Annotated in this window: 14 protein-coding genes and 1 pseudogene; 13 read left to right on the top strand and 2 right to left on the bottom strand. The window is 42.3% G+C overall.

Features of this window, described 5'->3' with window-relative positions:
* Window positions 1-74 precede the first annotated feature (74 nt).
* From HMPREF3108_RS09445 to abpB, 4 genes are all read left to right on the top strand, one after another.
* Window positions 75-1208: an N-acetyldiaminopimelate deacetylase gene (locus tag HMPREF3108_RS09445; protein ID WP_070494385.1), complete on the top strand. Its 1134-nt coding sequence runs from the start codon at window positions 75-77 to the stop codon at window positions 1206-1208.
* Between the two features lie 19 nt (window positions 1209-1227).
* Window positions 1228-1767 carry a 5-formyltetrahydrofolate cyclo-ligase gene (locus HMPREF3108_RS09440; RefSeq protein WP_045634464.1) on the top strand — a complete coding sequence of 180 codons (540 nt, stop codon included), beginning with the start codon at window positions 1228-1230 and terminating at the stop codon, window positions 1765-1767.
* A complete protein-coding gene (locus HMPREF3108_RS09435) occupies window positions 1748-2431 on the top strand; it encodes a rhomboid family intramembrane serine protease (RefSeq protein ID WP_045772683.1) in 684 nt (227 codons plus the stop codon). The genes HMPREF3108_RS09440 and HMPREF3108_RS09435 overlap by 20 nt, the downstream gene beginning before the upstream one ends.
* 311 nt (window positions 2432-2742) lie before the next feature.
* Entirely contained in the window at window positions 2743-4701 is a 1959-nt protein-coding gene (abpB, locus tag HMPREF3108_RS09430; RefSeq protein WP_070494383.1) for a C69 family dipeptidase AbpB, read from the top strand.
* A 108-nt stretch (window positions 4702-4809) separates the two neighbouring features.
* Here abpB and galU read toward each other — a convergent pair whose 3' ends face one another.
* Together galU and HMPREF3108_RS09420 are read right to left on the bottom strand one after the other, a co-directional pair.
* A complete protein-coding gene (gene galU / locus HMPREF3108_RS09425; protein ID WP_023916458.1) occupies window positions 4810-5712 on the bottom strand; it encodes a UTP--glucose-1-phosphate uridylyltransferase GalU in 903 nt (300 codons plus the stop codon).
* A gap of 29 nt (window positions 5713-5741) precedes the next feature.
* On the bottom strand, window positions 5742-6758 hold the full coding sequence (locus HMPREF3108_RS09420; protein ID WP_045505249.1) for an NAD(P)H-dependent glycerol-3-phosphate dehydrogenase: 1017 nt from the start codon (window positions 6756-6758) through the stop codon (window positions 5742-5744).
* Between the two features lie 195 nt (window positions 6759-6953).
* Here HMPREF3108_RS09420 and HMPREF3108_RS09415 point away from each other — a divergent pair, with 195 nt between their 5' ends.
* From HMPREF3108_RS09415 to HMPREF3108_RS10740, 9 genes and pseudogenes are all read left to right on the top strand, one after another.
* Window positions 6954-8660 (top strand): ABC transporter ATP-binding protein, encoded by a 1707-nt coding sequence (locus HMPREF3108_RS09415; RefSeq protein ID WP_070494381.1) that lies wholly within the window; start codon window positions 6954-6956, stop codon window positions 8658-8660.
* A 1-nt stretch (window position 8661) separates the two neighbouring features.
* Window positions 8662-10431, top strand: coding sequence for an ABC transporter ATP-binding protein (locus HMPREF3108_RS09410; protein WP_070494379.1), 1770 nt, complete (start codon window positions 8662-8664; stop codon window positions 10429-10431).
* 178 nt (window positions 10432-10609) lie between these two features.
* Window positions 10610-11299 (top strand): gamma-glutamyl-gamma-aminobutyrate hydrolase family protein, encoded by a 690-nt coding sequence (locus tag HMPREF3108_RS09405; protein ID WP_061592960.1) that lies wholly within the window; start codon window positions 10610-10612, stop codon window positions 11297-11299.
* A 263-nt stretch (window positions 11300-11562) separates the two neighbouring features.
* On the top strand, window positions 11563-12012 hold the full coding sequence (locus HMPREF3108_RS09400; RefSeq protein WP_048777328.1) for an 8-oxo-dGTP diphosphatase: 450 nt from the start codon (window positions 11563-11565) through the stop codon (window positions 12010-12012).
* An 85-nt stretch (window positions 12013-12097) separates the two neighbouring features.
* A complete protein-coding gene (locus HMPREF3108_RS09395) occupies window positions 12098-12541 on the top strand; it encodes a dUTP diphosphatase (RefSeq protein ID WP_061596264.1) in 444 nt (147 codons plus the stop codon).
* 38 nt (window positions 12542-12579) lie between these two features.
* Window positions 12580-13947, top strand: coding sequence for a DNA repair protein RadA (gene radA / locus HMPREF3108_RS09390; protein WP_081105896.1), 1368 nt, complete (start codon window positions 12580-12582; stop codon window positions 13945-13947).
* A gap of 112 nt (window positions 13948-14059) precedes the next feature.
* Window positions 14060-14770, top strand: a complete 711-nt coding sequence (locus HMPREF3108_RS09385) for a TIGR00266 family protein (protein WP_008808197.1) — start codon at window positions 14060-14062, stop codon at window positions 14768-14770.
* Window positions 14771-14851: 81 nt separating this feature from the next.
* On the top strand, window positions 14852-15337 hold the full coding sequence (locus HMPREF3108_RS09380; protein WP_048777864.1) for a GNAT family N-acetyltransferase: 486 nt from the start codon (window positions 14852-14854) through the stop codon (window positions 15335-15337).
* Between the two features lie 145 nt (window positions 15338-15482).
* Window positions 15483-15569, top strand: a pseudogene (locus tag HMPREF3108_RS10740) (TIGR00266 family protein); the annotation flags it as partial.

Genomic DNA, 15569 nt, shown 5'->3' with positions numbered 1-15569 from the left:
CAGTGCCGCGCCCGAAGTTGATTGGGTGCGGTCAGATTTTATCTGGTTTGACAAGACAATAAAGGAAAGAAACAATGCTTGATTATCTAAAAATTCGCCGAGATTTACACCAAATACCAGAGATCGGTCTGGAAGAATACAAGACTCATGCTTACCTGATGCAGGTCATTGATGGACTGACAGCAGGTCTAGACTTTGTGGAAATCCGAACTTGGCGAACTGGTATTTTGGTCTTTATCAAGGGCAGTTCACCGGATAAGACGATTGGCTGGCGAACAGATATCGATGGTCTTCCGATTGTGGAGGATACAGGACTGGACTTTGCCAGTACCCATGAAGGTCGTATGCATGCCTGCGGACACGATATGCATATGACGGTCGCTCTAGGCCTGCTGGAACAAGCTGTGAGCGCTCAGCCTACCCATAATCTACTCTTTCTCTTTCAGCCTGCAGAGGAAAATGAAGCTGGTGGAATGCTCATGTACGAAGACGGTGCTTTTGGTGACTGGCTGCCAGATGAGTTTTACGGACTTCATGTGCGACCGGACCTCAAGGTCGGCGATATTGCCACTAACAGAGAAACCCTTTTTGCTGGTACCTGTGAAGTCAAGCTGACCTTTAAGGGGAAGGGGGGCCATGCAGCTTTTCCCCATGAAGCCAATGATGCTTTGGTGGCGGCTAGCTACTTTATCACTCAGGTGCAGACCATTGTCAGCCGCAATGTCGATCCTATCGAGGGAGCGGTTGTGACCTTTGGTTCGCTCCATGCTGGCACGACCAACAATGTCATTGCAGAAACGGCCTTTTTGCATGGCACTATTCGGACCCTAACTCAGGAGATGAACCTCTTGACCCAGAAACGCTTACGGGAAATAGCAGAGGGCATAGCCCAAAGTTTCGGTCTGGAATTGGACTTGGAACTCAAGCAAGGCGGTTATCTGCCTGTAGAAAATCATCCTGATCTGGCAGGTGAACTGATGGACTTTTTCCAGAAGGAAGACGGAGTGGAGCTGATTGATATTGCTCCGGCGATGACAGGTGAGGATTTTGGCTATCTACTCAGCAAGGTCAAGGGCGTCATGTTCTGGCTGGGAGTGGACAGTCCCTATGCCCTTCATCATCCAAAGATGACACCGGATGAGGCGGCACTGCCCTTTGCTATTGAAAAGATTGGGAAATTCCTAGATTATAAAGTCAATGACAGATAAGAAAAGAGGGACGGGTTGCATGAAAAAAGAGCTGAGACAAACTGTACTGAACCAGATGAAGAAACTGTCGGGTAAAGAAAAAGAGCAAGCAGATGGCTGGCTGACCCAACACATGCTCCAGTCAAGAGCTTATCAAGAAGCTAAAGTCATCGCAACTTATCTTTCTATGCCACATGAGGTCTCTACCGCAGCCTTTATCAAGCAGGCTCAGTTGGACGGCAAGCGGGTTTTAGTGCCCAAAACCTATGGCCAGGGGCGGATGATATTTGTTGATTATGATGAAAGTCGCCTACAAAAAAGCTCCTTTGGTCTTATGGAGCCGATAAGTGAAGAGGCTGTGGATAAGACAGAAATTGATCTGATTCATGTGCCAGGTGTGGTCTTCAATTCTCAAGGATTTCGAATTGGTTACGGTGGCGGCTACTATGACCGTTATCTGGCTGATTTTTCTGGTGCTAGTGTCAGTACGCTTTATCAAATTCAGCTAGCGAATTTTAAACCGGATCTGCATGATGTCTCGGTAAAGGAGTTAATCATATATGAAACAAATCTACGATAGAAACTACCCAGTGACAAGTATTTTATTGATCATAACGAGCCTTGTATTTGCTTTAATGTTTCTTTTCTACGGTTTCCAATATAGTAGTACGGAAGCCTTGTATCGCTTTGGGGCAGTACATGGCTATACAATCCAAGAGATGCCTATAGAATTTTGGCGAGTTTTTGCTGCTATTTTTGTCCATATTGGTTTAGAGCATTTTGTGGTCAATATGCTTACTCTGTATTTCCTTGGCCGTCAGATAGAAGATATTTTCGGACCATGGAAATTCTTAATGCTCTATCTCATGTCTGGGGTGATGGGGAATCTATTCGTCGTATATTTTTCACCAAACAGTCTGGCTGCAGGAGCCTCTACATCGCTTTTCGGTCTCTTTGCGTCAGTCGTCGTTCTGCGCTATGCCACACGAAACCACTATCTTCAGCAGTTGGGGCAATCCTATATGAGCCTACTGGCTGTCAATCTAATCATGAGTTTCTTACCAGGAATCAGTCTTTCTGGTCACTTAGGTGGTCTTGTTGGTGGAGCTTTAGGTGCGGTGATTCTACCAGTTTCAGGCGAACGCAATGCATTTAGTAAGCCACAAAGATTTTTAGCCCTAATAGTCTATTTGGGATTAGCAGCCATTTTGATTTTTATGACTTTTCAAAGACCAATTTTTTAAGAAAATTAAGCTAAGTACCGCTTTAAATAGCGGTGTTTTTTTATAATTATAACTTTTGATGAAACAAGGAATTTCAATAATTTGATGTATCAATATTTTATAAAATGGACTCTTAATTAGTTTTAGCAGAAATAAATTAGTAAACTTCTAAAATGTCTAAATTTATAGGTGTATGTTTTCCCTGTTTTATATCTGTAAAACGTATAAATAAACAATTTTGAAAGCGCTTGCAAATACGAAGTTAAAGGAGTATACTATGGTTGTAAATATAGGGAGTCTAGGACTTCCAAAAAAATAAAAAGGAGTTAGCGATGAAGAAGTTAACATTCAAAGTTGTCATTGCTGTGATGGCAATCCTCATGTTGCCTATCCAAGCGGTTCAAGCTTGTTGTGGTTTTATTTTTGGTCGCCAGTTGACAGCTGACGGTTCAACCATGTTTGGCCGTACGGAAGACTATCCTTACTATCCCAATGGTGGGAAACACAATAAAAACTATGTTGTTGTGGAAGGAAAAAACTATAAGGAAGGAGACCAGATTGTAGATGAATCTAATGGTTTCACTTATCCACACGCAGCCAACGAAATGAAGTATACTGCAACTTATGATTCTGCTCGTGGCGATGGTAGTAACGGTGCTTTCGGGGAACATGGCTTTAATGAAGCAGGTGTTTCAATGACATCTACAGTTACAGCAATTCCAAATAAAAAAGTACTTGCAAAAGACCCTCTTAAAGCAGATGGTCTTCCAGAAGCTGCGATGCTGGATGTTATTTTGCCTCGTGCAAAATCAGCTCGTGAAGCAATTGAGTTGCTTGCAAAAGTCATCGAAGAAAAGGGATCTGCTGAAGGAAATACAGTTGTAGTTGCAGACCAAAAAGAAACTTGGTACATGGAAATCTTATCTGGCCACCAATATGTAGCAGTGAAGGTGCCAGAAGATAAATATGCAGTTTTTGCTAATACCTATTACCTTGGTCATGTTGATTTGAATGACAAAGAAAATGTTATTGCTTCTAAAGATGTAGAAAAAGTAGCCCAAGAAGCAGGAAACTACAAGACAGATAAAGATGGTAATTTCCACATTGCTAAATCATATGGACCTGAAAAATACGCAGAAGGGGATCGTTCTCGTACATATGCAGGGATTACACTTCTTGATCCTAAATCTAAAATTACTTATGAAGATGATGAGTATGAACTCTTCCGCTCTCCAACTGATCCAAACAAGAAATTTACTCTTGAAGATGCCTTTGCTTTGCAACGGAACCGCTTTGAACACTTGAATGGTCGTTTTATACCTGATGATCAAATTGGGGTCAAGAAGCAAGGCGACAATGGGGCAAATGATGCTGTTCGGAAAGATCAATACAAATATGCTCTTGGTAATGAAAATGTTATCGATGCCCATGTTTATCAAATTGATCCGAAGTTGCCAAAATCTTTTGGTGGTAAAGTATGGCTCGGTTTAGGACCATCACGTAACACACCATATGTACCTTTCTATGGTAACGTTCAAGATACTTATCAAGCCTTTAAACCTCAAACTGCTACTTATGATCCAAACTCATGGTACTGGACAGTATGGCATATTGACCAAATGGCTATTAAGAACCAAGATATTTTCGGCAAGACTGTTCAAGACCATTGGAAGATGCTTGAAAAACAATTTATCATTGATCAAGAGAAGAAGGATATTGAGTACTATTCACTAAAAGATCAACCAGAAGCTGCTAAATCTGCTGAACACAAAGTTACAAAAGATGCACTTGATTTATCAGATCGTCTTTTCCAACACTTCAAGGACTATGAAAAGTTGATGGAAAAACAATTAGAAGCTGCTGGACGTAAGTCTGATCCTTATCGCGCTTCACAACCAGATGATAAACAAGACCCATCAACACCTGAAAAACCAGATACTCCAAAAACTCCAGAAAAACCAAAAGCAACTGAAGAAGTAAATAAAAATGTACTTCCTGCTGAATACTATGTTGCAGCACCTCCGACTCATGATATTCCTGCTAATGCAGAAGGGAATCCAAACAATCGTTTTGGCTATGCAGCTACAGCAAATGTGCAAGTATTCGGACAAACATCTACTCGCGCTGAAGCTCCTCAGGTACAAAGCCAAGCTTCTCAAGAGCCAAGTCAAGCTCCACAAACAACAGTTGCCAATGCAGAAGGCAATCCAAACAACCGCTTTGGTTTTGCAGGAAATTATGAAGGCGGAAAAGATTTCAAGAATATTGGGACATTCTCTAACGGAAACTAATTTTTCTGTTGAGAAAGCCAGTCATTGGATATAAGAAAACACCTAGTTAAATCTAGGTGTTTTTGTGTTTTGAGTAATAGACCCATCGGTCGTATTTCATCCTTAGTTTTATTTTTTAGTTTTCTCTTCTAGCTTTTTACCAAGTTCAATAATATATTGTTCCAAATCATCTTTGACCTGCGGATGTTTGAGAGCGTAATCGATAGATGTTTTCATGAAGCCAAACTTGTCGCCAACATCGTAGCGGTCACCCTTGAATTCACGGGCAAATACGCGCTGGGTCTTGTTAAGAGTATCAATGGCATCTGTCAGTTGGATTTCATTTCCAGCACCAGGAGCTTGATTTTCCAAGATTTTAAAAATTTCTGGAGTCAGCAGATAGCGACCAATGATTGCCAAATCACTTGGAGCTTCCTCCGGACTTGGTTTTTCAACAAATTTTTCGACACTATAAAGTCCATTAAGACCTTCGCCTTGCGGAGCGATGACACCATATGAAGAAACTTCTTCATGAGGGACCTGCATAACAGCAATTGTAGAAGCATGAGTTGCTTCATAGTCGTTCATCAGCTGTTTAGTAAGTGGCATAGCTTTATCATTAGTGATATCCATAAGGTCATCACCTAACATGACAACAAAAGGTTCGTTGCCGACAAAAGCCTTAGCTTGAAGCACAGCATCTCCCAGCCCACGCGGATGACTTTGTCGAATGAAGTGTAGGCCAATACCAGTGGTTTCATCAACTAATTTCAAAAGGTCGTCTTTGCCTTTTTCTTTGAGATTGTATTCAAGTTCAAAGTTGGAATCGAAATGGTCCTCAATCGAACGTTTTGACTTACCAGTTACGACTAAAATATCTTCAATTCCAGACTTGAGAGCTTCTTCGACAATAAATTGAATGGTAGGCTTGTCCACGATAGGTAACATTTCTTTAGCAAGCGCCTTAGTAGCAGGTAGGAAACGAGTTCCAAGGCCAGCTGCTGGAATGACAGCTTTCTTAACTTTTGACATTAGTAAATCCCTTCTAGATGCAGATTTGGTTATGACCATTCGTTCTCGGCCTTGAATTCATTGTTCATGATTTCGAAGATAGCCTCTTTTATGTCATGGTCTTGATAAATGACTTTATAAATGGCTTGGGTAATAGGCATATAGACATCCAATTCCTGAGCAAGTTCATAAGCAGCCTTGGTGGTGGAAATTCCTTCAATCACCATGCCCATGTTAGCTTCAATATCCGCTAATTTTTCTCCACGTCCAAGAGCATCCCCAGCCCGCCAGTTGCGAGAGTGGATAGAAGTCCCAGTAACAATAAGGTCACCGACTCCAGATAAACCGCTATAGGTCAAAGGACTAGCGCCAAGTTTTACTCCTAAGCGAGTGATTTCAGCCAGTCCACGCGTGATAATGGCAGCCTTGGCATTGTCGCCATAGCCTAGGCCGTGTAGAGCCCCAGCTCCGACAGCGATAATATTTTTAAGGGCACCTGCTGTCTCGACTCCAACCACATCTGTATTGGTATAGAGGCGGAAATAGTGGTTGCTGAAAAGCTTCTGTACATATTTGGCAGCTTCTAGGTCCTTAGAAGCCGCTGTAATGAGAGTGATATCGCGAACAATGGTTTCCTCAGCATGGCTAGGACCTGAAACAACGACAATTTCACTACGCAATTCACTCGGGATTTCCTCTTCTAAGATTGTAGAAATGCGTTCATGGCTGTCGGGTTCCAAACCTTTGGAAGCATGCATAACCTTAACCTTGTGGTCTAGGATTTGAGCGACTTGTTTTGCGACCAGTCTTGTGACCTTGGTTGGCACCACAAATAGAACCGCATCAGCACCATCCAAGGCTTCTGCTAGACTATGGTAGGCTTTGATTTTTTCATCGAGGACAGTATCTTTAAAATAACGTGTGTTTGTATGCGCTTGGTTGATTTCATCGATCTGTTCAGCAATGTTACCCCAAATACGTACTTCGTGACCATTATCATTTAGCACTTGTGACAAAGCTGTACCCCAAGAGCCAGGACCGATTACAGCAACTCGTTGTTTATCCATCTTTCTTATTTCCATTTCTAACTAGAGTATTCTACTCTATTCTATCATATTAAAAGAAAAAAATCGTTTTCAAGCTTAAATGTTCTCATTTTCTTATAGTCATTTTAAAGCTAAGTTAAATAAGCTTGACATTGATTTTTTCTGTGATATAGTAAGAAAACAAAGGAAAAAGAGAAAACTAGTAGAGGGAAGATGATGTTTGTAAAAACCTTATTAAAGTACAAATGGTTTGTTGTGTGTTCGATTGTAATGACTGGCTTGATGATTGCTAGTTCGCTGTTGCAACCGTGGCTCCTTAAGCAGGTCCTGGATGCTTTGCAGATGAGTGATAGTAAAGCTATTTATCAAGCCGGGGCTTGGCTGATTGGTATGGGGATTGTTGGCTTGCTTGCTGGTGGTATTAATGTAACGACAGCAGCTTATATCGCCCAAGCGGTGTCATCTGATTTGCGGGAGAAGACTTTTCGAAAGATCCAGACATTCTCCTATGCCAATATTGAGCAGTTCAATGCCGGAAATCTGGTTGTTCGGATGACCAATGATATTAATCAAATTCAAAATCTGGTTATGATGATGTTTCAAATCTTGCTTCGCCTGCCAATCCTATTCATTGGTTCGGTTGTCTTGGCCATCGTGACTGTTCCAGAACTCTGGTGGATTATTGCCCTTCTAATTTTACTTGTAGCTGGACTGACAGCTATGATGATGGGGCTTATGGGGCCGCGCTTTCAAAAATTTCAAATCTTATTAGAGCGCATGAACGCCATTGCCAAAGAAAATCTTCGAGGAGTTCGGGTGGTGAAGTCCTTTGTGCAAGAAAGGGCACAATTTGATAAGTTCAGTCAGGTTTCTGATGAGCTCTTGGATCAAAATCTATTTATCGGTTACGCTTTTTCAATTGTTGAACCAATGATGATGTTTGTCGGTTACGGGGCTATTTATCTGGCTATTTGGACCTTGTCAGGCATGGTTGCTACAGACGCGGGAGTAGTCAGTTCAATTGCTTCTTTCATTGGCTACCTGAATCAAATCATCTTTACTATTATCATGGTTGGTTTTTTAGGAAATGGTGTGACGCGGGCCATTATATCAATGAGACGTCTCAATGAGGTTTTAGATACAGAGCCTGCCATGACCTTCCCAGATATAGCAGATGAAGACTTAGAAGGTAGTATTCGTTTTGATCATGTGACCTTTACCTATCCAACAGATGAAAGCCCAATTCTAAAAGATATTAGTTTTGAAGTTGCTCCGGGGCAAATGGTTGGTGTTGTCGGTGCAACGGGTGCGGGTAAGTCTACCTTGGCTCAGCTGATTCCTCGCCTCTTTGATCCCCAAGAAGGCTCTATTTCAATTGGTGGTAAGGATCTACGAGAAGTCAGTCAGGGAAGTCTTCGTAAGAATGTCTCTATTGTCTTGCAGCGGGCTATTCTCTTTAGCGGAACCATCGCTGACAATCTTCGTCAAGGGAAACTCGATGCTTCCTTGTCCGAGATGGAATGGGCGGCAGGAATCGCCCAAGCCAGTGAGTTTATCGGTCGTATGGCGGACAGCTTTGATAGTCAGGTAGAAGAACGGGGGAATAACTTCTCCGGTGGCCAGAAGCAAAGGATGTCCATTGCGCGTGGAGTCGTCAACCATCCCAAAATCCTAATTTTAGATGATTCGACCTCAGCTTTAGATGCCAAATCAGAAAAATTGGTTCAAGAAGCCTTAAACAAAGATTTGAAGGGCACAACCACCATTGTCATTGCCCAAAAGATTAGTTCGGTTGTCCATGCAGATAAGATTTTAGTCTTAGACCAAGGCCGTTTAATCGGACAAGGAACACATAAAGAGCTAGTCGCAACAAATGAAGTCTATCGTGAGATATACGAGACACAGAAAGGAAAGGAGGATTAAGATGCGGACCGTAAAATTTTTCTGGAAATATTTTAAAGACTATACCTTATCTTTTCTTATTGTAATCGTGATGATGATTGCTTCTACTATTTTACAAGTGCTCTTTCCGATTTATGTTGGTCAGGCTGTTCAACATCTAGTTGAATTAGGCAATGCCTTGGCTAATGGCGGAGAAAAAAATCAGCTTTTAGTTGCCTTTACGTCCCTTATGACCAAGCTGTTTCTAACCTTTCTCTGTCTATCAATTTCTAGCTTGATTTATATGGTTTTGATGAGCCGAGTTATTTCGCATTCGACCAATGAGATGCGAAAGGGCTTGTTTGGAAAACTAGCTAAATTAACCGTATCCTTCTTTGATCGTCATCAGGACGGGGATATCCTGTCGCGCTTTACCAGTGATTTGGACAATATACTTCAGGCCTTGAACGAAAGTATGATTCAAGTCTTAAGTAATATTCTTCTCTACCTTGGTCTTGTGATCATCATGTTCCGGCAGAATGCTCGCCTGGCTTGGATTACTGTTGCAAGCACTCCCCTGGCTATTCTGGTTTTAGTCGTGATTGTTAGACTAGCTAGAAAGTACACCAATCTCCAGCAAAAAGAAGTTGGTCGCCTCAATGCTTATATGGATGAGACCATTTCCGGTCAGAAGGCTGTTATTGTTCAGGGCATGCAAGAAGAAGTTATCAAAGGTTTTCTTGAGCAAAATGATCGAGTCCGTTCAGCTACTTTTAAGGGCAGAGCTTTCTCAGGTCTTCTCTTCCCCATCATGAATGGAATGAGTCTGATTAATACAGCCATCGTTATTTTTGTTGGATCGGCTGTATTGCTGAGCGATCCCAATGTTGAAGTAGCTGTTGCAGTTGGCTTGATTACGACCTATGCTCAATTTTCTCAGCAATATTATCAGCCTATTATTCAGATTGCAGCTAGTTGGGGCAGTCTACAGTTGGCCTTTACAGGGGCTGACCGGATTCAGGAGATGTTTGACGCGCCCGAGGAAGTCCGGCCAGAGAATGCGCCTGCTTTCACAGAGCTCACAGACTCAGTAGAGATCAAGCATGTGGACTTCTCTTATGTAGAAGGAAAGCCCATACTCAAAGACGTGTCTATCTTTGCTCCTAAGGGTAAGATGACGGCTGTTGTTGGCCCGACTGGATCAGGTAAGACGACCATTATGAACCTGCTCAATCGCTTTTACGATGTGGATAGTGGCAGTATTGAGTTTGACGGTCGCGACATTCGAGATTATGAGTTGGACAGTCTACGGAGCCATGTGGGGATTGTTCTGCAGGATTCGGTGCTCTTTAGTGGCACGATTCGGGACAATATCCGCTTCGGTGTGCCGGATGCTAGTCAGGAGATGGTCGAAACGGCTGCGCGTGCGACCCATATTCATGACTATATTGAAAGTCTACCAGACAAATATGATACCTTGGTAGATGATGACCAGAATATTTTCTCAACTGGGCAGAAACAGTTGATTTCCATTGCTAGAACTTTGCTGACGGACCCGCAAGTCTTGATTTTGGACGAGGCGACGTCTAATGTCGATACGGTAACAGAGAGCAAGATTCAGCAGGCTATGGAAGCCATCGTGGCTGGTCGAACTAGCTTTGTCATTGCCCATCGCCTCAAGACAATCCTCAATGCAGACCAGATTATCGTCCTAAAAGATGGAGAGGTAATTGAGCAAGGGGACCACCATCAACTTCTTCAACTCGGAGGATTCTATTCAGAACTTTATCATAATCAATTTGTCTTTGAGTAAAGAGTCAATTCACATCTTCCAACTCTCGTTTGAATTTTAAATTCATTCGGGAGTTTTTCTTTAAAACTTTCTAGCAAGTACTTGATAAAAAATTTTTATAAGTTGCTTTAAAAAAATTTATTGGACGATAAGTGCTAGTCGTGGTAAGATAAAGTATATCTTGAGAAAGGAGTCTCCTATGTGCAGAACAATTGTTGGAATTTCGGCCAATCTTTGCCCGGTTGATGAAGACGGAAAAAATATTCACACCTCTGTTTCACGAAAGTTTGTGGACGGCGTACGAATGGCTGGTGGTCTGCCAATGGTGATTCCTATTGGCGATAGAAGCCTGGTCGAGGATTATGTAGAAACCATAGACAAGCTGATTTTATCAGGTGGGCAGAATGTCCATCCAAAATTCTATGGGGAAGAAAAAACTATTGATAGTGACGATTATAATATCGCCCGTGATGAATTTGAATTAGCACTTTTAAAAGAAGCCTTACGCCAGAACAAACCTGTTATGGCAATTTGTCGTGGTCTGCAACTGGTAAATGTTGCTTTTGGTGGTACTTTAAACCAGCAGATTGATAATCATTGGCAGGGTCAGCCTTTTGGGACTTCGCATTCGATTCGTACTGAAAAGGGGAGTGTTGTAGAGCGTTTATTTGGTCAAGCTAGTCGGATTAATTCCGTTCACCGCCAAAGCATCAAGGATTTGGCTCCTAATTTTCGCGCGACAGCCTTTGATCCCAGAGATAACACAATTGAAGCTATCGAGTCCATTGATAACCATCGGATTATTGGTCTTCAATGGCATCCAGAGTTTTTGATCAATGAAGAAAAGGGTAATTTAGAGCTGTTTCACTATCTTTTACAGGAATTATAAAAATTTTTAAACCTTTCAGTTTGCTTTTAGGAAAGTTTAAGGTAAGAGATTTATACTAAAATCATAAACAAAGACCTCCTAACTTTGTTTAGAAATCCTAAAACTTTTCTTTTTCATAATAATCTCCCTATAAGAACCGCCCAATTGGCGGTTTTTTTGCTGGAAAGGCTGAGAAATCTGGATTTTCAGCAACTTGATGTCTTTTATGTTATAATGAGTCACAAGTAGGCCAAGCGAATTGGTCAGTAGATGGAGGAACAGAGATGTCAAGAGCGGAGCGAGTTATTTTAACAAATATGTGTATGGTTTACGATGGAGACCGCATTTTAGTGCAAAATAAAGTAAATGATGATTGGACCGGCCTTTGCTTTCCAGGTGGCCATGTTGAAAATCGTGAATCCTTTGTCAAATCAGTGATACGGGAAATCAAGGAAGAAACGGGTTTGACTATCTATGAGCCTCGCTTGTGTGGTGTCAAGCAGTTTTATACTGAAAAAGATGAGCGCTACATCGTTTTTCTTTACAAGACCAATCGTTTTGAAGGAGAGCTAGTTTCATCCGACGAAGGCGAGGTGTTCTGGATTAACCGTGAAGATTTTGACAGCTACTCGCTGGCTGTGAGCTTTAAGGAAATGTATCAAGTTTTCACATCAGATTTGACGGAGCAGTTTACCTATCTGGATAATGGAGAGATCATCAGAGATCTATACTAGTGATTACCGCCCAATTGGCGGTTTTTTTGCTTGTTTTTAGCGAATTTAGTATAATAGGAGCAGAAAAAATAGAAAAGAGAAATACATGAAAATTCGCGGATTCGAGCTGGTTTCCAGCTTTACAAATGAAGATTTGCTACCCAAGAGAGAGACGGCTCACGCAGCTGGCTACGACTTGAAAGTGGCAGAGCGTACCGTCATAGCACCAGGAGATATTAAGCTGGTTCCGACTGGTATCAAGGCCTATATGCAAGCCGGAGAGGTACTTTATCTTTACGACCGCTCGTCCAATCCTCGCAAAAAAGGCTTGGTTTTGATTAACTCCGTTGGAGTTATTGATGGCGACTATTATGGCAATCCTGGAAACGAAGGGCATATCTTTGCTCAGATGAAAAACATCACAGATCAGGAAGTCGTCCTTGAAGTTGGAGACCGTATCGTGCAGGCTGTCTTTGCACCCTTTTTAATTGCGGATGGAGATGAAGCAGATGGCGTGCGGACTGGTGGGTTTGGGTCAACAGGTCATTGATGTAACCGATAAGAAAAGATATGATTAGAGAGTAGGAAATTACCATCGCTAAGAAAAAAACGACCTTTGTCTGTCAAAATTGTGAATATCATTCGCCCAAGTATCTAGGCCGCTGTCCTAATTGTGGAGCGTGGTCTTCTTTTGTTGAGGAAGTAGAGGCTGCAGAAGTCAAGCATGCTCGTGTTTCCTTGACAGGTGAAAAGACTCGGCCCATGAAGCTGGCTGAGGTCACTTCGATTGATGTCAATCGGACCAAGACGGAAATGGACGAGTTTAATCGTGTGCTGGGTGGTGGAGTCGTGCCTGGCAGTCTGGTTCTGATTGGTGGGGATCCTGGTATCGGGAAGTCTACCCTGCTTCTGCAAGTATCAACCCAGCTTTCTCATCAGGGCACCGTCCTTTATGTCAGCGGGGAGGAATCAGCTGAGCAGATTAAGTTGCGGGCGGAACGCCTCGGTGATATTGACAGTGAATTTTACCTCTACGCTGAGACCAATATGCAAAATATCCGCACAGAGATTGAGAAAATCAAGCCAGATTTTCTGATTATCGACTCTATACAGACGGTGATGTCGCCGGAAATTTCCAGTGTCCAAGGCTCTGTCTCTCAAGTCCGAGAGGTGACAGCCGAGCTCATGCAGCTGGCCAAGACCAATAATATCGCGACCTTTATCGTTGGTCACATGACCAAGGAAGGAACCTTAGCAGGTCCTCGAACTTTGGAGCATATGGTGGATACCGTGCTTTATTTTGAGGGCGAACGCCAGCATACTTTCCGTATCTTGAGAGCAGTCAAGAACCGTTTTGGCTCGACCAATGAGATTGGCATTTTTGAGATGCAATCGGGGGGGCTAGTTGAGGTTGTCAATCCCAGTGAAGTCTTTCTAGAAGAGCGTCTGGACGGCGCGACAGGCTCTTCTATCGTCGTGACTATGGAAGGAACGCGGCCGATTTTGGCAGAGGTGCAGGCTTTGGTGACACCGACCATGTTTGGCAATGCCAAGCGAACCACGACTGGGCTGGACTTTAACCGAGCCAGCCTTATCATGGCAGTTTTGGAAAAAAGGGCGGGGCTCCTCCTGCAAAATCAAGATGCCTACCTCAAATCAGCTGGTGGTGTCAAGCTAGATGAGCCAGCCATTGATTTGGCGGTAGCGGTAGCCATTGCTTCTAGCTACAAGGATTTGCCTACCAATCCTCAAGAGTGCTTTATCGGTGAAATTGGCCTGACTGGTGAAATCCGTCGAGTCAATCGCATCGAGCAGCGCATCAACGAAGCAGCAAAACTGGGCTTCACCAAAGTCTACGCTCCTAAAAACTCTCTGAACGGCCTCAAAGTTCCAGATAATATCCAAGTCATTGGTGTGACAACAATTGGGGAAGTCTTAAAGAAAGTATTTTCTTAGAACCTTGCTTTATAGGTAAATAAAACTGTCAATGTAATGATCTTGGTAGATAAATAAAACAGGTGCAAGGATTAGTTCTCTTTGCTCAAAACAAGATAAAAGGAGAAATCTGATGTCAGATAATCGCATGAATTTTACTATTGAAAATAATAGCCAATTTCCTTTTGTAGAAATTGTACTAGATAAAGGAGAAAAAGCTTATATTCAGCGCGGAAGTATGGTTTATCATTCTTCTAGTGTTAAATTAAGAACCAAACTGAATGCAAAAGGATCTGGTCTTGGTAAATTAGTTAAAGCAGTTGGACGTTCGATGGTGTCTGGTGAAAGCACCTTTATTACGGAAGCTTTATCTGATGCAGATGGTGGCCTCTTAGCTCTAGCTCCTAATGTTCCGGGTCAGGTAATGCCCTTGTATTTGGGAGAGCATCAATATCGATTGAACGATGGAGCTTTCCTTGCTTTGGATGGTTCAGCATTTTATACGATGGAACGCCAGTCTATTGGCCGTGCGCTGTTTGGCGGTCAAGGAGGTTTCTTTGTCATGACCACTCAAGGAGAAGGAACACTCTTAGTCAATGCCTTTGGAGCTATCAAGAAAATTGAACTGAAAGACCAAGAAATGACGATTGATAATGCCCATGTTGTTGCCTGGAGCAAAGACTTGCATTATGACATTCACTTGGAAAATGGTTTTCTCCAATCTGTCGGTACAGGAGAAGGTGTTGTTAATACCTTCCGAGGTACAGGAGAAATCTATGTCCAAAGTCTAAATGTTGAAACTTTCGCTAAAATTTTGGGTGGATATATTCCTACAAAAGAGTAGGCTTGACTATTCCTGGGCACCATCGGATGCGGACTCGTTCGTAGCATTTTTTGCGGATTAAAGAGACGTTAGGAGAAAAAAGTGACAATTACTATAAAACCTTATCGGAAATCGGATAAAGAGGCTGTTTTAGAATTGTCAATACAGGCTTGGTCTCCAGTTTTTCCAAAAATGGAAAAAGGAGTTCCTAAGTTTGTTTATGACAATTTTTATCCTCAAGGGTGGGAAACAAGACAAATCAATGATCTAACAGCGGTCTTAGATGAAGAGGGTCAGTTTGCCTGGCTAGCTTTTCTGGAGGAAGAGTTGGTCGGCTGGATTCACATTCGCTTGCACCCTGAGGATAAAATGGGAGAGATTTATATACTAGCTGTTTCTCCAAGCTATCAGCGCCAAGGTGTCGGAAAAGCGCTCATGACCTATGCTTGTAATCAGATTAAACAAAAAGGGATGGAAATGGCCATGGTTGAGACGGGTGGTGATCCAGGTCATGCACCAGCCCGTAAAACCTATGAGAACTTTGGTTTTGAACAATGGCCTGTTGCTCGCTACTTTAAAAAGTTATAACTAATAGCTCTTTATCAACTATAGTGGGTGATAAAAGCTAGCATATAGAGCCGTTTATATAGGTTTCTTTTTTTGAAATTGGGGAAGTTCTAAGTTCAAAACTTGGTCGTTTGACGTCCTTCATAGAACCATTAGTTGCTTCCAGCTTGGCATCAGTGAAGGTGTTGTTAATACTTTCCGAGGTACAGGAGAAATCTATGTTCAAAGTCTAAATGTTGAAACTTTCGCTAAA

This window comes from Streptococcus sp. HMSC10A01, from assembly GCF_001807785.1.
GTDB classification, from domain to species: Bacteria; Bacillota; Bacilli; order Lactobacillales; family Streptococcaceae; genus Streptococcus; species Streptococcus gordonii.
Note: the sequence above shows the minus strand (reverse complement) of the source record. Positions and strands in the feature narration are given on the sequence as shown.